This window comes from uncultured Draconibacterium sp. (assembly GCF_913063105.1).
Taxonomy (GTDB): Bacteria; Bacteroidota; Bacteroidia; order Bacteroidales; family Prolixibacteraceae; genus Draconibacterium.
Window position 1 is genome coordinate 340,617 of sequence record NZ_CAJXYQ010000003.1, and the last position, 19,239, is coordinate 359,855.

19 protein-coding genes are annotated in these 19,239 nt (G+C 40.0%); 11 read left to right on the forward strand and 8 right to left on the reverse strand.

Annotated elements, in window-relative coordinates; all coding sequences use genetic code 11:
* Positions 1 to 150 precede the first annotated feature (150 nt).
* Positions 151 to 1,602 carry a cardiolipin synthase gene (gene cls, locus QZ574_RS04610; protein ID WP_297087264.1) on the reverse strand — a complete coding sequence of 484 codons (1,452 nt, stop codon included), beginning with the start codon at positions 1,600 to 1,602 and terminating at the stop codon, positions 151 to 153.
* Positions 1,603 to 1,684: 82 nt separating this feature from the next.
* On the opposite strand from cls, the gene QZ574_RS04615 reads away from it, so the two are divergent.
* Entirely contained in the window at positions 1,685 to 2,116 is a 432-nt protein-coding gene (locus tag QZ574_RS04615; RefSeq protein WP_297087266.1) for a DUF6146 family protein, read from the forward strand.
* On the opposite strand, the gene ribD is transcribed toward QZ574_RS04615, so the two are convergent.
* Positions 2,103 to 3,158, reverse strand: a complete 1,056-nt coding sequence (ribD, locus tag QZ574_RS04620; RefSeq protein ID WP_297087268.1) for a bifunctional diaminohydroxyphosphoribosylaminopyrimidine deaminase/5-amino-6-(5-phosphoribosylamino)uracil reductase RibD — start codon at positions 3,156 to 3,158, stop codon at positions 2,103 to 2,105. The genes QZ574_RS04615 and ribD overlap by 14 nt on opposite strands.
* 40 nt (positions 3,159 to 3,198) lie before the next feature.
* Here ribD and prmC point away from each other — a divergent pair, with 40 nt between their 5' ends.
* Positions 3,199 to 4,038: a peptide chain release factor N(5)-glutamine methyltransferase gene (gene prmC / locus QZ574_RS04625; RefSeq protein WP_297087270.1), complete on the forward strand. Its 840-nt coding sequence runs from the start codon at positions 3,199 to 3,201 to the stop codon at positions 4,036 to 4,038.
* Positions 4,039 to 4,121: 83 nt separating this feature from the next.
* A complete protein-coding gene (locus QZ574_RS04630) occupies positions 4,122 to 5,186 on the forward strand; it encodes an endonuclease/exonuclease/phosphatase family protein (RefSeq protein ID WP_297087272.1) in 1,065 nt (354 codons plus the stop codon).
* On the opposite strand, the gene QZ574_RS04635 is transcribed toward QZ574_RS04630, so the two are convergent.
* Positions 5,183 to 6,118: a bifunctional riboflavin kinase/FAD synthetase gene (locus QZ574_RS04635; RefSeq protein WP_297087273.1), complete on the reverse strand. Its 936-nt coding sequence runs from the start codon at positions 6,116 to 6,118 to the stop codon at positions 5,183 to 5,185. The two genes, QZ574_RS04630 and QZ574_RS04635, sit on opposite strands and share 4 nt — an antisense overlap.
* A gap of 372 nt (positions 6,119 to 6,490) precedes the next feature.
* Here QZ574_RS04635 and QZ574_RS04640 point away from each other — a divergent pair, with 372 nt between their 5' ends.
* Genes QZ574_RS04640 through QZ574_RS04650 form a run of 3 tightly spaced genes read left to right on the forward strand, consistent with a single transcriptional unit; the run spans position 6,491 to position 9,518 of the window.
* Positions 6,491 to 7,648, forward strand: a complete 1,158-nt coding sequence (locus QZ574_RS04640; RefSeq protein WP_297087275.1) for a TlpA disulfide reductase family protein — start codon at positions 6,491 to 6,493, stop codon at positions 7,646 to 7,648.
* 15 nt (positions 7,649 to 7,663) lie between these two features.
* Positions 7,664 to 8,425: a UDP-2,3-diacylglucosamine diphosphatase gene (locus tag QZ574_RS04645; RefSeq protein WP_297087277.1), complete on the forward strand. Its 762-nt coding sequence runs from the start codon at positions 7,664 to 7,666 to the stop codon at positions 8,423 to 8,425.
* Positions 8,426 to 8,435: 10 nt separating this feature from the next.
* Positions 8,436 to 9,518 carry a ketoacyl-ACP synthase III gene (locus QZ574_RS04650; RefSeq protein ID WP_297087279.1) on the forward strand — a complete coding sequence of 361 codons (1,083 nt, stop codon included), beginning with the start codon at positions 8,436 to 8,438 and terminating at the stop codon, positions 9,516 to 9,518.
* 65 nt (positions 9,519 to 9,583) lie between these two features.
* On the opposite strand, the gene QZ574_RS04655 is transcribed toward QZ574_RS04650, so the two are convergent.
* The gene (locus QZ574_RS04655; RefSeq protein ID WP_297087281.1) at positions 9,584 to 10,246 is read right to left on the reverse strand and encodes a uracil-DNA glycosylase; all 663 of its coding nucleotides are present in this window, start codon (positions 10,244 to 10,246) and stop codon (positions 9,584 to 9,586) included.
* A gap of 129 nt (positions 10,247 to 10,375) precedes the next feature.
* Between QZ574_RS04655 and rmuC the strand changes: the two genes are divergently transcribed.
* On the forward strand, positions 10,376 to 11,725 hold the full coding sequence (rmuC, locus tag QZ574_RS04660; protein WP_297087284.1) for a DNA recombination protein RmuC: 1,350 nt from the start codon (positions 10,376 to 10,378) through the stop codon (positions 11,723 to 11,725).
* Positions 11,726 to 11,900: 175 nt separating this feature from the next.
* On the opposite strand, the gene QZ574_RS04665 is transcribed toward rmuC, so the two are convergent.
* From QZ574_RS04665 to QZ574_RS04680, 4 genes are all read right to left on the reverse strand, one after another.
* Positions 11,901 to 13,244, reverse strand: a complete 1,344-nt coding sequence (locus QZ574_RS04665; protein WP_297087286.1) for a dihydroorotase — start codon at positions 13,242 to 13,244, stop codon at positions 11,901 to 11,903.
* Positions 13,245 to 13,347: 103 nt separating this feature from the next.
* Positions 13,348 to 13,959, reverse strand: a complete 612-nt coding sequence (locus QZ574_RS04670) for a hypothetical protein (protein ID WP_297087288.1) — start codon at positions 13,957 to 13,959, stop codon at positions 13,348 to 13,350.
* Entirely contained in the window at positions 13,949 to 14,464 is a 516-nt protein-coding gene (locus QZ574_RS04675; RefSeq protein ID WP_297087290.1) for an RNA polymerase sigma factor, read from the reverse strand. Before QZ574_RS04675 ends, QZ574_RS04670 begins: the two co-directional genes overlap by 11 nt.
* 119 nt (positions 14,465 to 14,583) lie before the next feature.
* Entirely contained in the window at positions 14,584 to 15,318 is a 735-nt protein-coding gene (locus tag QZ574_RS04680) for a polyprenol monophosphomannose synthase (RefSeq protein ID WP_297087292.1), read from the reverse strand.
* A 237-nt stretch (positions 15,319 to 15,555) separates the two neighbouring features.
* On the opposite strand from QZ574_RS04680, the gene QZ574_RS04685 reads away from it, so the two are divergent.
* From QZ574_RS04685 to QZ574_RS04700, 4 genes are all read left to right on the forward strand, one after another.
* Entirely contained in the window at positions 15,556 to 17,112 is a 1,557-nt protein-coding gene (locus tag QZ574_RS04685; RefSeq protein WP_297087294.1) for a sigma 54-interacting transcriptional regulator, read from the forward strand.
* Between the two features lie 95 nt (positions 17,113 to 17,207).
* Positions 17,208 to 17,675: a GNAT family N-acetyltransferase gene (locus QZ574_RS04690; protein WP_297087297.1), complete on the forward strand. Its 468-nt coding sequence runs from the start codon at positions 17,208 to 17,210 to the stop codon at positions 17,673 to 17,675.
* Positions 17,676 to 18,043: 368 nt separating this feature from the next.
* Positions 18,044 to 18,868: a nitrogenase iron protein gene (gene nifH / locus QZ574_RS04695; RefSeq protein ID WP_297087299.1), complete on the forward strand. Its 825-nt coding sequence runs from the start codon at positions 18,044 to 18,046 to the stop codon at positions 18,866 to 18,868.
* Between the two features lie 33 nt (positions 18,869 to 18,901).
* Positions 18,902 to 19,228, forward strand: a complete 327-nt coding sequence (locus tag QZ574_RS04700; protein WP_297087302.1) for a P-II family nitrogen regulator — start codon at positions 18,902 to 18,904, stop codon at positions 19,226 to 19,228.
* Positions 19,229 to 19,239 lie beyond the last annotated feature (11 nt).

Genomic DNA, 19,239 nt, shown 5'->3' on the forward strand with positions numbered 1-19,239 from the left:
CTTTTGCACAAAAAAATAGCGGCGCAATTTTGCGGGAAGTTGTTCTCTGCTGTAACAGATTCTTCGCTGCGCTCAGAATGACATTGTCGAATATCCAATAACCAATGATCAATAATCAATAACCAACGATTCAGCATCCATTATCCAGCATCAAAACATCGGACTTATAATATGTGCGAGCGATTCGCGTACTTTGAAAAACAGCGAGCGTTTACGCCATTCCCTGTATTTTATTTCACGGCAATTCTTCATGTCCGACAGGAAGTGCTCTTCCAACTCATCCGCGAATTCTTTCTGGTAAATAAAAGCGTTGGCCTCAAAATTGGTTTCAAAACTTCGGAAGTCGAAATTGCTTGTTCCAACACTTGAAATATGATCATCGACCAAAAGGTATTTACTATGGATAAAGCCATTTTGATAGAAAAAGATACGAACGCCGGCCTCCAATAATTCCTCGACATAAGAGAAAGAACACCATTTTGAAATGGTGGCATCCGATTTTTCGGGAATGATAATTCGAACATCAACCTGGCTGAGAGCAGCGGTTTTTAGGGCGGTAATTAAATCCTGCGGAGGCATCAGGTAAGGCGTAACCAGGTATACTTTTTTATGTGCCCCGGCAATGGCAGCAAAAAAACCTTGTTCGATACTTTTCCAGCTGTAATCGGGGCCGCTGGCCGAAACCTGAACCGGAACTCCCGGCGCATCAGAAAGCGGAGGGAAATACCGGTAACCGTAAAGGTTTTGTTTGGTTATAAAATACCAGTCGGCAGCAAAAATAACCTGCAGGGTTGTTGCAGCATCGCCATTTATTTGCAGGTGAGTGTCGCGCCAGGCCCCTATACCATTAAGTCCTTCAAGGTAGCGGTCGGCAATATTTACCCCGCCAATAAAGCCCGTTTTTCCATCAATAACAATAATTTTACGGTGGTTGCGGTAGTTTACCCGCGATGTAAAACGTGGAAACCGAACCTCCATAAATGGGTGAATTTCGATGTTGTTTGCCTGAAAAGTTTTGAAAAAGCGCCTGGATAGCCCCCAGCTGCCAACATCGTCAATTATAATGCGTACTTCAACACCTTCGTTGCGTTTTTTTATCAGTAAATTTTTTAGGCGGTTGCCAATTTTGTCATCCTCAAAAATGTAATATTCAAGGTGAATATGGTGACGGGCCTGCTCAATGGCATAAAATATATTTTCGAATGTTTCTTCTCCGTCTTTTAACAGTTTAAGGGTGTTGCCCGTGGTTAGCAACGAGTCGGAATTGTTTAACAGTAACCGAATAAGTTGCGCCTGATTGTTAAGGCCTGCTTTTGAAATGAGTTGTTTCTGTTCGATATTTTTAAGTTGTTCTGTACTCAACCGGCGCAGCTCTTTGAGGCTTTTAATGCCCCGCCGCGAAAACATTTTGCGCTTCCGGTATTCCTGCCCGAAAACCAGGTAAAAAACCACACCAAAAATGGGGAGCAGAATAAGTACCAGAATCCAGGCTGCAGTTTTAAAAGGCGAGCGTTTTTCCAGAATAATCATGAGCGCAACAGGAATAGCTGTGAGCAGAAAAATAAAATAAAACCAGTTCCAGAATTGACTCCAATCAAACATATTTTGTAATTTGTTAGGGTAAATTTCCAAATTTATTTGAGTAAAAACAATATTTGCATAATTTTCGTAGTTACAGGTAGAGATGAAAAAATTAACAAACATATTTCTTTGGGCTATTACTGGTAGTTTCTTGCTTATTTACGCATGTTCAGGTACAAAAAATAGTGCCAAATCAGAAAAATCGAGCATTGAGGTAAGTGCTGAGGATAGTGTTGAGTACGACGTTGAAACGTTTAATGCAAAATTTGATATGTGGTACGAACGGCAAAACACTTCGGCCGCATACCGCACGCAAACCTACTACGAAAACTGGAACAGGCAATATGTTTCTGCCTGGAATGCAAAATGCGCAACGGCATCGTCAAGCTGGACCTTTGAACCCGTGGTAGGTTACAATCCAACAGAAGATTACGGCTTTGAAATGAACCATAAGCTGTTTTACTATTTTATGTACGTTGAGAATGTGCTAAAAGTAAAAATTATCCCGGGTGGGCCTAAGCTCACTTTTTATTAGTGGCATTGCTTACAAGCAAAAGTGTGTCGTTGCCCAATTGTGAGCGTACGCCTTGTAAATGATTTATCTCCGGTGCTTTTATGCCTCTGCCAAATGTTTTATTGCCGGTATAAATGTGGGCTTCATCCCATAAATCTTCAGTTATAAAACTGTTTAATAGCTGCCTTCCTCCCTCAACAATTAGCGATAATACGTTTTTCTGGTGCAACACATTCATTAGTTGTGGCAGAATATTTTCCGAAAAATCAATTTTAACATAGCTTGTTTTTTCTTCAACCCGGTTTTTAATTCCGTTAATAATAAGCGTATCGCTTGCGTTATCAAACAGGTGCAGTGTTTTTTCCAGTCGTAAATTACGATCAATAACTATACGCAGCGGATTTTTTCCACTGCAATGCCGCACCGTTAGCGAGGGGTTGTCTTTTTCGGCCGTGTTGGTACCAACCAGAATGGCATCTTCGGCAGCCCTCATTTTATGCACGCTAAGCAAGGCTTCAGAACCGGTTATCCAGGTAGGTTCTCCGTAAGTTTCCTCCTTGCGGTCGATATCAATAAAGCCATCGGTAGTTTGTGCCCACTTAAGTAAAATATACGGGCGCTTCTTCCGGTGAAAAGTAAAAAAACGTCGGTTTAGCTCGTCGCATTCTTTTTTTAATACTCCTGTTTTCACCTCAAGGCCGGCTTTGCGAAGTTTTTCAATCCCCTTACCGGCCACCTCGGCAAACGGATCGATACTGCCAATTACAACCTTTGGTATTTGTTTTCTGATAATCAGGTCGGAGCAGGGAGGGGTTAACCCAAAATGGGCACAGGGTTCTAACGAAACATAAATGGTACTTGATTTTAGTTGTTCCGGGTTGTCAACCGCATTTATGGCATTCACTTCTGCATGCGCCTGGCCATATTTTTGATGATATCCTTCGCCAATAACTTGCCCCTGGTAAACAATAACGCAGCCAACCATTGGATTTGGCGAAACAGCACCTGACCCTTTTTTAGCCAGTTGGATGCAACGGGCCATGTATTTTTCGTCGGTTGTCATTTTCAAGGAAAAACTAAATTTGCAGCAACAAAAGTAAACAATGCAACAAACTATTCAATATATCCGAACAGAATTGGAAGGGATTTACCCCGAAAGCGAGATTCTGGGGTTTACAAAGCTACTATTCGACCAGGTGCTTGGATTTTCTTACACACAAATGATTTTGGCTAAAACACGTATGTTGGAGCAAGAGGATGTCAAAAAAATTAAAACCATTGTTAGCCGACTGAAAAACCACGAACCTATTCAATATATTTTAGGTGCAACAGAATTTTACGGATTACAACTGGAGCTTGAACCCGGAGTTTTAATTCCACGGCCCGAAACGGAAGAGCTGGTGCAGTGGGTGTGCCAAACCCAATTGCCAAAACAGGCACGTGTACTCGATATTGGAACCGGTAGCGGGTGTATTGCCCTGGCTATAAAAAACGAAATACCCGATGCCGAAGTTTGGGCGGTTGACAAGTCGGAAAAAGCTATGGAGCTTGCCGCAAAAAATGCGAAAACAAATAATCTGCAGCTACATTTTAAACAGACAGATATATTAAACTGGCAGGAAGAGCATTGGCCACAGTTTGATGTTGTGCTGAGCAATCCTCCGTATGTTCGCGAAAGCGAGAAAGCACAAATGCAGGCCAATGTGCTGGAGCACGAACCCGAGTTGGCCTTGTTTGTGAGCGATAACGATCCGTTGTTGTTTTATCGCACCATTGCGCAGTTTGCTAAAGACCACTTAAAAAACGGTGGCTTACTGTTTTTCGAAATTAACGAGAGTTTTGGCGAAGAAATGGTGAACCTGGTTAAGTCGTTGGGATTTAGTTCGGTAGAATTAAGACGGGATTTGGAAAATAAAAATCGGATGTTGCGGTGCAGAAAATAATACCGGACAGTATCAGTAAAAGCATTTTTTATCGTTTATTAATTCGAACGATTTTTTATCTTGTATTCGTGTAAACAAAAGCTGTGAAAAAAGTTATCCTTAAAATACTGCTACTTTTTAATTTTTTAGCATGTAGTGCATTGGTTGTATCCTACCTGTCGGTACATATTCCACCGGATGTTTTCTGGATTCCATCTCTATTTGGTTTGGCTTATCCGTTTCTTTTGGGGGCTAACCTCGCGTTCGTACTGTTTTGGTTGCTGTTTAAACCCCGCTATGCGCTTTTGTCGTTAATTGTTGTAGCTGTTGGCTGGGGGTTTGTTACCCGCTTTTACCAGGTAAAAGGCAAAAGTAGTACCGAGGCAGCTATTAAAGTAGTTTCGTATAACGTAAAACATTTTGTGGCTGATGGCACGGGCAATCAGAAAGAAAATGCGAAAGAGATTATTACATTTTTAGCCGGGCAGGATGCCGATATTATTTGTTTGCAGGAAGCACGTTTGCGCCGAAACAATATTTTTAACCTGGCACAAACCGTTAAAGACCTCGAATCGATTAAACACTACCAGTTTGCGCGTTCCAGCACAAGTTACGGCTCGGTAACAATGACCCGCTATCCTATTGTAAATATGGGCGAAATTAGGTTTGAAGACTCCCGGAACATTACCATTTATACCGATGTGTTGATTGATTTTGATACCGTTCGCATTTTTAATATCCATCTGCAATCGTACCTGATTGATCCTGATAAGTATTCAATAATTGAGTCGCCGGGCTTAAACGAAGAGAAAGACCTGGATGAGGTGAGAGAGATGGGAGCCAAATTTAAGGATGCGTTTCAGCTGCGGGCAAGGCAGGTGCGCGAAATCAGAAAATACATTGACGAATCGCCCCATAATGTCATCCTTTGTGGCGATTTTAATGATACACCCGCTTCGTTTTCGTACCGCAATTTAAGCAATGGATTAAGCGATGCTTTTGTTCAATCGGGGCAGGGAATTGGGCGTACCTACATTGGCAAATTGCCATCGTTTCGTATTGATTATATTATGCACGGTGATGCTTTTGAATCGTTTGATTTTGAAACGTTGGATTACCGGAAATCAGACCATTTGCCCGTTAGCTGCAAGCTGAGAAAAATCAATTAAAGCGATAGCAGCAGTTCTTGCGCCACTTCCTTATCTGTTTTTAGTTGTTCAACCAAGGCATCAACTCCCGCAAACTTTTTCTCTTCACGTATTTTGTCAATAAAAACAAGTGTGATGCTTTTGCCGTAAATGTTTTCAGCAAAATCAAAAATATTTACTTCAATGCTGCGGTTGTCGGCGTTGTTATTAAAAGTGGGGCGGGTTCCAATGTTTAACATTCCCTTGTACTGTTTGTCGTCAATTTCAATTAAAACTGCATAAACACCGTATCCGGGAATAATTTTGTATTTGTCTGAGGCTTCAATATTTGCAGTGGGGAATCCTAATTTTCGACCCAGCTGTTTGCCGTTAACCACCGTGCCGTGCAAGGTAAAGCGGTAGCCCAAATATTGATTGGCTTTTGCAATAGCACCGGTTTCAAGCGCTGCCCGTATTTTTGTTGAGCTTACTTTGTCGGTTTCTACTGATAAGGCTTCAGTTCGGTGTACTTTAAAACCGTATTTCTCAGCACATTTTTGGAGGTATTCGTATCCGCCTTCGCGGTTTTTCCCAAACCGATGATCGTAGCCCACAACCAAACAATAGGTGTGTATTTTTTCCACCAAAATGGTTTTTACAAAATCGGTATAGCTTAGGGCTGCAAACGCTTCGTTAAAAGGATAAATAATCAGGTGATCGACACCAAATTGCTCAAACAGTTTAATTTTTTCGTTTTTTGTTGTAAGCAAACGCAGGCTTGTTTCGTTGGGTGCGGTAACAATGCGCGGATGAGGGTAAAAGGTAAAGATTACCGTTTCGCCGTTTTCGTTGCTGGCTAATTCTTTTAACTGGTTAATAACCAGTTGGTGCCCTTTGTGCAAACCATCGAAAGTACCAATGGTTACCACAGGGTTTCGGGCCTTAAAATCATCAAGCGAAAAATGTATCTTCACAATAGTAATGGTAAAAAATGTTTTGCGTTACAAACCTATTGAAAATTTTAAATCTATTAAAGGCGGTAGCTCTAATCCGATTAAAATAATGAAAAGTATAATGCAATTTCTGAGTTATAGGCAAAAAATAAAGCAAGTCAGAGGCTGATGAGTTAAATGCGCTTAAACCGTTTCAATGCATCAGAAAGCATAAAAATTGTTATTTTCTTAAAATGCTATTTTCGATGTATTCAAAATTGTTAATTTTACGGCCTTTATATGAAATGGGTGCACTGTTTACATATAGTGCAATTAAAACTGAAAACTCATTTTTTCTGTAGATAAACCGGTTTATGATACCATTTGGTAATCAATTGAAATGATATGAACAAGATGACCTATAGAGTTTTATTTTTTTTGGTAGCAGCGATGCTATTGTTAGCAGGGTGTAAAAAAGAAAAAGGATTTACTATTCGGGGTAAAATTACACACGCCGAAGGGAAAGAAATTGTTTTAGAAGAACTGCATACCTCGTCGTTGAAAAAAATTGCAGAGGCTACAATTAATAAAAAGGGAGAGTTTGAAATTAAAGGCGTAACCGGGATACCTACTTTTTACCTGCTAAAACTCACCGACCAAAACTTTATTACTTTATTGGTTGACTCGGCAGAAACAATTACTGTTGAAGCGGATGCTGCAAATTTCCACCGTGAATACAGTGTAACAGGGTCAGCAGGGTCGGAGCAGGTGAAACTGCTGGATTCAAAACTGAAAGAAACCCGAAACAAACTCGACTCGCTGCGCTCGTTAGATAACTTGTATACCGGGAACCCGGAATACGATGATGTACGTCCGCGGTGGGCCGAAGAATACGATGAAATTGTGGAAGAACAGATTGAATTCTCTACCGATTTTGTTCGCGAAAATCCGTTTGCAATGGCCAGTGTTTTGGCGCTTTATCAGAAATTTAATAACAACGATCAGTTTTATATTGTACGCGATTTGCAGGTGATGAAAACTGCTGCTTCGGCACTACATTCAATTTACCCGAATTCCGAGCAGGTGCAGGCACTTTACAACAATACACTGCAGTTTGTTCGTCAGCAACAAGCCGAAAAAATGCAACAGTTTATTCAGGAACAAGGCGAAAACAGCCCGGACATTGTTCTTCCGGATGCCGATGGTAAAGAAATAGCACTGTCGTCGTTAAAAGGAAAAATTGTACTCTTGCAGTTTTGGGCAGCTGTTGACCGCGGGTCACGCATTCAGAACCCGGTTTTGGTTGAAGCCTATAAAAAATACAAACGGAAAGGTTTTGAGATTTACCAGGTTAGTGTAGATCAAAATCGTGCCGAATGGGTTGATGCCATTGATAAAGATGGTTTGTCGTGGATTAATGTTGGCGATATGGAAGGAAGTAGAAACGCCGCCGCAGTATACAACATTCAGTCTATTCCTTTTAATTATCTGCTTGATAAAGAAGGTGCTATTGTGGCGAAAAATCTCCAGGGACCTGCGCTCAATAAGGCACTGGCTCAGCTTTTAGATTAGCATAAACTCCAAAAATTGGCTGAAAAACAAAAAATATATTTTATTTCGGATATACACCTTGGTGCTCCTGCGTTAAATAATAACCGGGAACGCGAATTGCTGTTCGCCTCCTGGCTCGATGAAATTGAGACTGATGTGAGCGAACTTTTTCTAATGGGAGACATCTTCGATTTTTGGTACGAGTACAAAAAGGTGGTTCCTCGTGGGTTTACCCGAATTTTAGGCCGTCTGGCCAATTTAACCGACAGGGGAATACCGGTGCATTTCTTTACCGGAAATCACGATATGTGGGTGTATGATTATCTGGCCGAAGAAACCGGAATTCAAGTTCATCACAACTACATGGTACACGATATTTGCGGAAAGAAATTCTTTCTGGCCCATGGCGATGGCCTTGATGCATCCGATAAAGGTTATATTTTTTTGAAAAAAATATTTACGAATAACAGTATGCGCTGGCTCTTTTCCAGGCTACATCCCAATTTTGCATTTTATATTGCGCACAAATGGTCGGCATCAAGTAGGTTATCAAAATCGGATTATGAGCAGGAATATGTGGCAGATAAAGATGGAATGTATAAATTTGCCGCGGAATTTATAAAAACAAATCCGGTTGATTATTTTGTAATGGGCCATCGGCATCAACTGGTAAACAAAAAGATGAACGAAAAAACAAGTTTTGTTTTATTGGGCGATTGGATTAAGATGTTCTCTTATGGCGTTTTTGATGGCAATAATTTTGAATTAAAGACATATAAGGATAAAGCGAAAGCTTAGAAGAAGGATTATGGCAAAGCAAACTTACACAAGAATTATTGGTACCGGAAGTTACCTTCCAACCCAAATAATTAAAAATACACACTTCCTGAATAACGAGTTTTTTACTCCATCGAAGAAAAAGATTGACGATAAAAGCAACGAAGAAATTATTCAGAAGTTTAGGGAGATTACGAATATTGAAGAGCGAAGGTACATTGAGGACGAATTGGTAACATCAGATATTGCCGCTTTTGCAGTTGAAGACGCTTGTAAATCAGCCGGCATTTCAAAAGATAGTCTCGATTTTATTATTGTTGGTCATAATTTTGGCGACATCGTGCAAGGCAATGTGCGTACTGATGTTTTACCAAGTTTAGCCAATAAGGTAAAAATGAAATTAAACATCAAAAATCCACAATGTATTTGCCACGATGTAGTTTCCGGTTGTCCGGGGTGGACACAGGGAATGATTACCGCCGATGCATATATTAAAGCCGGCTTTTCAAAACGTGGAGTTGTGGTAGGTGCCGATGTGCTTTCACGTATTTCCGATCCGCATGATCGCGATTCGATGATTTATGCCGATGGTGCCGGAGCAACTGTTGTTGAAGCTGTTGAAAGCGAAGAACCCCTTGGTATTTTGTCGCATTCCAGTCGTTCTGATTCTGTTAAATTTGCCAACCTGCTTACCTTGGGCGAATCAAGCAATGCCGATTTTGAAAGCGACGAACTGTTCATAAAAATGACTGGTCATAAATTATATGTTTATGCCATAACTACAGTTCCGGGTGTGGTAAAGGAAAGTATTGAAAAAGCTGGGCTGGAGCTAAGCGACATTAAGAAAATTTTTATCCACCAGGCCAATGAAAAAATGGATGAGGCTATTTTGGCAGGTGTGTTAAAATTATACGGTCAGAAAGAGGTCCCCGAAGGAATAATGCCTATGAGTATTCGAAAACTCGGAAACTCATCAACAGCTACTGTTCCAACCCTTGTCGACCTTGTTGTAAAAGGAAAAATGGAAGGGCACGAAGTTAACGAAGGTGATTATACAATTCTTTGTTCGGTAGGTGCCGGAATGAATATCAATTCCATCGTTTATAAATGGTAAACTATTGACATTACAATAACGAAAGCCGGTCCGTCGTTTAACGGATCGGCTTTTTTTTATTCGTTTTACCAGTTTATTGGTTCCATTCCTTTTGAAACAAGAAATTCGTTGGTACGGCTAAAATGCTTGTTGCCAAAAAAACCACGGCTTGCCGAAAGTGGCGATGGGTGCACTGAAGTTAAAACCAAATGTTTTTGCTGATCGATAAATTTACTCTTGCTAATGGCATAGTTTCCCCACAACAAAAAAACTACATTTTCTTTTTCCTTACTTATTTTCTCAATGGTAGCATCGGTAAATTGTTCCCACCCTTTTTTTTGATGCGAACCGGCCTGGTGGGCACGAACCGTTAAGGTGGCATTTAGCAGTAAAACTCCCTGCTGAGCCCACGCGCTAAGGTTGCCACTTTCCGGAATAGGCTTGCCTATATCGCTGTTCAGTTCTTTAAAAATATTACGTAAACTGGGCGGGAACTTCACCCCATCGTTTACCGAAAAGCACAGGCCATGCGCTTGCCCGGGGCCATGGTAGGGGTCTTGTCCTAAAATTACAACCTTAACCTGGGTAAAAGGACAAAGATCAAAAGCATTAAAAATAAGTTTGCCCGGCGGATAAATTCGTTGGGTGTTGTATTCGTTGCGTACAAAATCACTTAACTGCTTAAAATAATCTTTTTCAAACTCATCGTGCAGCTGTGTTTTCCAGCCGGCTTCAATTTTAACCTCCATGCAATAAAACGTTATTTTCCTTTAAAAATAGAAAAATTAGCGGCGGCAGAAATCAAATCACTATTTTTTCTTTTTCGCGATTGAGCTTACCTGCATTTTTGTATTTTTAAGCTTCAAATAAAATCAAAAATGGAAATAATTTATCTGCTTGCAGGAATGGTATTTGGTACCGTTGCTGCTTTTCTATATTTAAAATTGAAAGCACAAAAGGGACAGTCGGAGGCTGAAAAAATACTTTTTGAAAAAGAAAATGCATACCTGGAACAAAAGGCTGAAATTGAAAAACAAACCCTGGTTTGGCAAGAGCGCTACAATGCATTAAAAACCGAAGCCGATGAGTGGAAAGCTGATCTGGGCATCTACCGGGAAGAAAATAAAGCGCTGAATGTGCGACTTGAAAATGCCAAGGTACAGTTTGTAAATCAGGAGGAAAAGTTAAACGAGCAGAAGAAGGAACTGGAAGAGATGCAAAAAAGGCTGACTGCCGAATTTGAAAACCTGGCCAATAAAATTCTGGAAAAGAACAGCGAAAAATTTGCAGCTGCCAATCAAAAAAATATTGGCGATGTTTTAAATCCATTGAAGGAGAAAATACAGCTATTCGAGAAAAAAGTAGATGACACTTATAAGCAAGGATTAAAAGACCAGACCGACCTGAAAGCTGAACTAAAGAAATTATACGATCTGAATAACAAAATTAGCGAAGAAGCTAATAACCTTACCAAGGCACTGAAGGGTGATGTAAAAAAACAAGGAAACTGGGGAGAAGTGGTGTTGGAACGCATTTTAGAACGCTCGGGATTAAACGAAGGAGAACAGGGCTATGAAAAACAGTTTAGCGATACCACAGAAGACGGCAAAAGAATTCAGCCCGACATCGTGATTAACTTGCCTGACAATAAGCATATTATTGTGGATTCAAAAGTGTCGATGGTTGCCTACGAAAGAGCAGTAAATGCTGATGACGACGCAGAAAGAACAAAGTTTGTAAAAGAGCATTTATTAAGTATTAGAACCCACATAAAAGGCTTGAGCGAAAAACATTACCAAACAGCCAGTAAGCTAAATTCGCCTGATTTTGTTTTGTTATTTATTCCAATAGAGGCTTCGTTTAGTGTGGCCATTCAGGAAGATCAGGAGTTGTTTTCGTATGCCTGGGATCAGAAGGTGGTAATGGTTAGTCCTTCAACCTTGTTAGCTACTTTACGCACCATATCGTCTATTTGGCAGCAGGAAAACCAAACCCGAAATGCCATAGAAATTGCCAAGCAGGGAGGAGCGCTTTACGACAAGTTTGTTGGATTTATCAGTGATATGGAAAACATTGGTAAAAATCTTGAAACGACAAGGAAAACATACGATGCAGCGCTGAACAAACTTCATACCGGTGCCGGTAACCTGGTTCGCCGGGTGGAAAACATTAAAAAACTGGGGGCTAAAGCTACAAAAGAATTGCCTCAGAAAATGTTGGACGAGTAAGAAAAAAAGTACACAATAAGCAAGCTTGTGGTAGTGAGTTAAAGAAATAAGGTGATTTCTAACAAAAGAAACCACCTTATGAATGTGTACTTATTTAACGAATAAGTTCTATTGTCATTAACGAATAAAGTGAGTTTTGGTTTTTAGCTGGGGAAATTTTTCCTGTTTTGTAGGTTTAAGGATTAAAGGTTACCGCCTGTCCTTTGTTGGAATGAAGGATTTTACCCTCGTTGAAAACCCGTGATCCATTTACAAAAGTAGTTACAACCTGGTTCGAAAACTCAGTGCGCTCAAATGGTGCCCAACCACATTTGTATAAAATATTTTCTGGTGCAACAATCCAGTTTTTGTTTGGATCAACCAAAACCAGGTCGGCAAAATAACCTTCACGAATGTACCCCCGCTTGTTCACACGGAAAAGGTCAGCAGGAGCATGGCACATCTTTTCAATCACTTTCTCGGTTGTAATAAAACCTTTCTTACTTAATTCGAGCATGGCTACCAGCGAGTGTTGTACCAATGGCCCTCCTGATGGAGCTTTAAAGTAGGTGTTTGTTTTTTCCTCCAAAGTATGCGGGGCATGGTCGGTGGCAATCACATCAATTTTATCTGATAGCAACGCCTCCCACAAAGCTTCTTTGTCTTTTATGCATTTAACCGACGGATTCCATTTTATGCGGGTGCCGTAATCAATATAATCTCGCTCGTCGAACCACAGGTGATGCACACAAACCTCGGCTGTAATTTTTTTGTCGGCCACTTTGCCGGGCGCAAAAAGGCTCATTTCTTTTGCCGACGAGAGGTGCAAGATGTGTAAGCGGGTATCGAATTTTGAGGCCAGCTCAACCGCTTTCGATGATGATTTGTAACAAGCCTCATCATTGCGGATATGGCAGTGCCGCGAAATAGGAACATTCTCACCATAACGCTGGCGGGCAATTTCAGTGTTGGCTTTTATTGTTGCTTCGTCTTCGCAGTGTGTGGCAACCAGAGTTGGGGCATTTTTAAATATTTCAGACAGCGTTTTGTCATCGTCAACCAACATATTTCCGGTTGAAGAGCCCATAAAAACTTTAATCCCACACACTTTTGTAGGATCGGTTTTTAGTACTTCCTGCAAATTGTTGTTGGTAGCACCCATGTAAAACGAGTAATTCACTGCTGAAACTTCAGTAGCTCTATCGAATTTTTTTTGTAATTCTTCCTGTGTAACAGTTTGCGGATTGGTGTTGGGCATTTCCATATAAGTGGTAACACCACCGGCTGCTGCTGCTTTACTTTCAGTTGCAATTTCGCCTTTGTGGGTTAAACCCGGTTCACGAAAATGTACCTGGTCGTCAATTACACCGGGTATTAAAAGCAAGCCAGTGGCATCAATAACTTCGGTTAGATTATTAACTACATCTGCCGGAACAACGTGGGGAAAAATCTTTTCTATTATTTCGCCATCAATTAAAACACTTCCTTTAAATTTTAATCCCTCGTTTACTATTGTTGCGTCTTTTATTAGTGTTTTCATCTCCCCAGTTTTTGATTTAAAACAAAGTTACTAAAATACGTTGATACCCTTTAGTCAGCCGACGATGAAATTGTGTAATCCTTTGTCGAACGTCGAGTCTGGTTTATTGTTCAAATTCGAGGAGTATTGCTTCAATTTTATTCAGTACAGGTTTTTTCTTATTTGTCCATGCTTTTTTCCCCATGTAAAATCCAAAACCCAGCAGGCACCAAAACGCTAACTGGAACAAAAGTACCCCGGTTGTTATATTAAGGTCCCCAAAATGATTCGAAACCGAAAATGTTGCTCCTGCATTTATAAACAACAAAACCGGTATCAGCCATAATTGCTGCTTGTTCCAAAACAAATAACTCTTTCTGGCGTTTTTTAGAAATTGTTTTTGCGAATCTAGGAAACTGCTACGTTTTATCTCGCTGAAACGTTTGCGCGAAAGCACGGCTAGAATCGCGAAAGCTACCACAAAACAAGTGCCTGCAATGCGGTTTCTGAGCGTCAGATCCGGATCAGCGTTTAAAATGAATATGCTAAAATATGCAACAGCCCCAACGGCATATAAAATATACCTTCGGAAGTATTTTCTTCTGGTTTCTGCTTCCTCAATTCGCAGGGTGTTCAGGAAGGAAGATTCTTCGGTATTCTTACCCAAAATTCCAGTTGTTATTTCTTCTGGTGATTTTAGCTCTTTGTATTTTTCTGATAACAATTCAAAGTTCATTTTTCTGTTCCTCCATCATTTGTTTCAATTTCTTTTTAATCCGGTGAAATTTTACCCTTACATTTCCTTCTGATATTCCAACAATTTCTGCAATTCGGGCGTGGTCGAGTCCTTCTAAAACTAAACTGATAATCGATTTTTCAGTAACAGGAAGCTGGTTAATTGCAACGAACATTGTTTTTAGTTCATTCTCAAGAATCGTTTTTCGGGCCAGGTTAACATCGTCTTCCGAAAGAATATCCTGTTTTATTTCCTGGCAGCGCTTGTCGTTGTTGTTCTGAAGCCGGCAATAATTAATTGCTGTATTTATCGATATTCTGTATATCCATGTATTTACATGACTTTCGTTTCGAAACGATGCGAGGTTTTTCCAGATGTTGGTAAAAATCTCCTGAAACAGATCGTCGCGGTTGTGGCTGCTTCGTACATAAGAACAACAGATTCGGAAAACACGGTCTTTGTTCTCCTCAAAAAGATGTTTAAACTGAATTTCTTTGGTACTCATTTTTTGTTTTTCTAATTGCTTAGACAAAGCTCCCTGAATTTGTTACACCTGGTTACGAAATTAAGGTATAAAAAAAGGCTGCACCGGGCAGCCTCTATATTATGATGAATTGTTTTTTCTTAATTGTTTCGTTCGTATTTACGGGTGAAGCTTCGCAATTTCATCTTTAAAACACCCCAAAGTGCTTCGTTAAAAATACCTCCACTCATTTTCGATGTTCCTTCCTGCCGGTCGGTAAATACAATCGAAATCTCTTTGATGTTAAATCCAAATTTATGGGCAGTAAATTTCATTTCAATCTGAAAACCATAGCCAATCAGTTTTATATTATCAAGATCAATAGTTTCCAGCACTTCTCGCTTCCAGCATACAAAGCCGGCAGTGGTATCACGAACATCCATTCCGGTAACAATACGCACATACATTGATGCAAAATACGACATCAACACTCGTCCAAGTGGCCAGTTTACCACATTAATTCCGGTAATATACCTCGACCCGATAGCAACGTCAGCACCTTCATCAATGGCGCCAAACAGTTTTAGTAAATCATCAGGATTATGCGAAAAATCGCAATCCATTTCGCAAACCGCTTCGTAATCTCTTTCAAGGGCCCATTTAAATCCTGCAATATAAGCAGTGCCTAATCCAAGCTTTCCTTTTCTTTCCAATATATGTAGCTTTCCCGGAAACTCTTTTATCAGGCGTTTTACAATTTCAGCCGTACCATCGGGCGAATTATCTTCAACAATTAATAAATGAAAAGGCTTTTCCAAAGAAAAAACTTTGCGGATCATTTTTTCCACATTTTCCTTTTCATTATAAGTAGGTATGATTACTAAATTTTTCGACACTTTCCTGAATTATTAGATTTATCAAACGAAAATAAGGTTTTTAGCGTGAAAAACGGTTTGTTTAAGGATCATTTATTTAGCAAATAAATTGCGAATAAAGTAAAAGTAAAAATTACTAATTGATTTATAGAGATTAAAAAAGTGTTAAAATGTTGCTAATAGCGGCGCAATACTGTCAAGTATCTATGGAATTGCTGAAATTTGTGCCAGTTGAAAAGGTTAGTGCAATATTTTTCTATGGAAATTAAATGTAAAAAAGGTGGGGAGGAATGTTATGGTCTGAAGGAGATGACTTTACTTTTTGATATAAGTCAGCGATTAATTCAGAGCAAACAATTGAAGAATGATTTAAATACCATTGTAAAAATGGTGGCAGAGTACATGGAAGCTGAACGTTGCTTTTTAACTATTCTGAACCGGGAAAACGAACGCATTTATATGGAGGCGGCTTATGGCTTTAACACTACGCAGCAAGCCCGGGCCAAATATAAGCTTGGCGAAGGGATAACCGGGAAAGTAGTTGAGATGGCTCGGCCGGTTGTGGTCGAAAAAATCTCTAAATCTTCGTTGTTTTTAAATAAAACCAAGCAGGAATTATACAAAGATGGAAAGGAGATGACCTTTGTTTGTGTGCCTGTAATCGACGAAGGAAAAGTAACCGGCACACTAAGTTTTACCAGAGTTTATAATCCGTTTATCAGTTTTGACGAGGACACGCGTCTACTTTCAATAATTGGTTCGATGGTTATTCGGGCAGCGCTGCGCCGACAAGAACGATTGGAAGAGCTGGAGGCTTTAAAGCAAAAAAACCTGGAGTTGGAAAGCCAGATATCAGGGCATAAGCAAATGAATATGATTGGCAACTCAGGGAAAATGCGCGATGTGTTTTCGTTGGTGCAAATGGTTGGAAAAACCAATTCAACCGTACTGATTAGGGGAGAGAGTGGGGTAGGTAAGGAGTTGGTAGCCGATGCCATTCATGAAGCCAGTTCAAGAAAAGGAAAAACTTTTATAAAAGTAAATTGCTCGGCGCTTCCCGAATCGCTGATTGAAAGTGAGTTGTTTGGGCATGAAAAAGGCGCTTTTACGGGGGCCGATGCCCAGCGAAAAGGTCGTTTTGAACTGGCAAGTGGAGGAACCATATTTTTGGACGAGATTGGAGATATCCCGCTTTCAACACAGGTAAAACTTTTGCGAATGATACAGCAACGCGAGTTTGAGCGTGTAGGGGGTACACAAACCATAAAATCGGATGTGCGTATTATTTGTGCCACCAACCGGAAGTTGGAAGAAATGATAAAGGAAGAGGAGTTTCGCGAAGATCTTTATTACCGGATTAATGTTTTTCCGATTTATATTCCCTCGCTTCGTGAAAGGAGAGACGACATACCACTTCTTGTCGATCATTTTATTGGCAAGTTTAATAAAGAAAACCAAACAAAAATTAAACGAATAACCACGTCGGCGCTCGATATGTTAATGGTATACAAATGGCCCGGTAACATTCGCGAATTGGAAAACTGTATCGAGCGGGCCTGTATATTAAGCACCGATAATGTTATTCATAGCTATAATTTGCCACCATCATTACAAACAGCCGATTCATCAAACACCAGTTCAAAAGGCGGAATGGTGTATACCGTTGAACAGGTGGAAAAACAATTAATCCGCGAAGCTTTAACTACTACCAAAGGTAATATTACCAAAGCTGCGGAAATGCTGAAGATTACCGAACGAATGTTGGGTACCCGACTTAAAAAATACGAAATTAGTGCCTGGAGGTATAAGGTATAATATTAGAATGCTGGAGGGGTGGAATGTAGACTGCAAAAGCAACTAATATTAACTTTTATAGCATTATAGCATTAAAGCATGAAATCATTGAAGAGATGAAAAAAACACTCATTCAAGTTAACCTCGAAAATCCTGCTCATTGCCAACAGTTACTTTGTCTTTTAAACCATTATATGGAAGATGAAATGGGAATCAGCCAATCGATGCCTGAAGAATTAGGTCCAAAAATTATTGATGGCTTGAGAAAGCATTCGGCATATCTTGGGTTTTTTGTATGTATGGACGATGACTATGTGGCTTTAGCCAATTGTAATCTTAATTATTCAACCTGGGCAGCCCGGTTTCTTATCAATATTCACGATTTTATAGTCTCTTCAAATTATAGAAAACAGGGTGTGGGTGAGTTTTTGATGAATGGCATTGAAGCATACGCGGCTGAAAATGGGTATTGCAAAATCAATCTTGAAGTACGCCATGATAATGTTAAAGCACAGGCTTTATACAAAAAAATGGGATTTACCGATTGCGCTCCCCCCATGTATTTCTGGCAAAAAGTCCTCTGATCGAATCGAATCTGCTTTTCAATAATAAAGGGATGGTATCTTGTAAAAAGAAGTCATCCCTTTTTTTTTGTGTTTCTGTATTCCTACCTAAATGTAGGTTACCTCAATGTTAAGCCCCCAAATGGCCTTTAAATACAGGCTTTTTAAAAATATCCACCTAATTGTTAGCCTAACACTATCGTCCTACAAATATGTAGGATTCTATCCCCTGTTTTCGTTCTGAAAATAAAACTTCAAATATTTTTTTGCAGCAGTATATCAGGTAGTTAGTTGTGGTTGGAATGTCGGAAATGTGTTGTCGAACATATTTTTTGGCACAACTATGGCATTTAAGAAATCAAACGATTTAAACTAAAAATATAAAAATCATGAGAAAGATTGCAATTTATGGAAAGGGTGGAATTGGTAAATCAACCACAACCCAGAATACTGTAGCAGGATTAGTTGAAGCAGGTAAAAATGTAAAAGTAGTGGGTTGCGACCCAAAGGCAGACTCAACCCGTTTATTGTTGGGTGGTTTGGCTCAGAAAACAGTGTTGGATACACTTCGCGAAGAAGGCGAGGACGTAGAGTTGGACGACATTGTAAAAGTTGGTTACGGCGGTGTTCGTTGTGTTGAGTCGGGTGGTCCTGAGCCAGGTGTAGGATGTGCCGGTCGTGGTATTATTACTTCTATTAACCTGTTGGAGCAGTTAGGTGCATGGGACGAAAGCTTCAATATCGATTATACATTCTACGATGTACTTGGTGACGTTGTTTGTGGTGGTTTCGCAATGCCTATCCGCGAAGGTAAAGCCCAGGAAATTTACATTGTTGTATCGGGTGAGATGATGGCGATGTATGCTGCCAACAACATCTGCAAGGGTATTAAAAAATACGCACAAGCCGGTGGTGTTCGTTTGGGCGGTTTAATCTGTAACTCGCGTAAGGTAGATAACGAAGCGCAAATGATTGAAGAGTTAGCCAAACGTTTGGGTACTCAAATGATTCACTTTGTGCCTCGCGACAACATGGTTCAACGTGCAGAGATTAATCGTAAAACAGTAATCGAGTACGATCCGGAACATCCACAAGCCGACGAGTACCGCGCATTGGCAAAAGCAATCGACGAAAACGAGTTGTTCGTTATTCCTGAACCACTTGAGATTGATGAATTAGAAAAATTGTTAATCGAGTTTGGTATTGCCAGCTAATCAGAGTATAAACCCATTAAAGATTTAGTAGTTATGTTAATGATAAGAGCAATTGTACGCCCCGAGAAATCAAGTAAAGTATTAAAAGCCCTGTTTGAAGCAGGATACATCGCAGTAACAAAAATTCCTGTGGTGGGTCGTGGTAAACAACGGGGTATTAAAATCGGGGATGTTACATATGACGAACTTCCGAAGGAGATGTTGATTATGGTGATTAAAGATGAAGATAAAGATTTTGCAATTAACACCATTATGGAAGCAGCTCGTACCGAACCGAAAGGTGCATTTGGAGATGGAAAAATATTTGTTACTGCAGTAGATGAGGCATACACTATAAGCCGCGGAACAAAAGAATTATAATCCTAAAATCA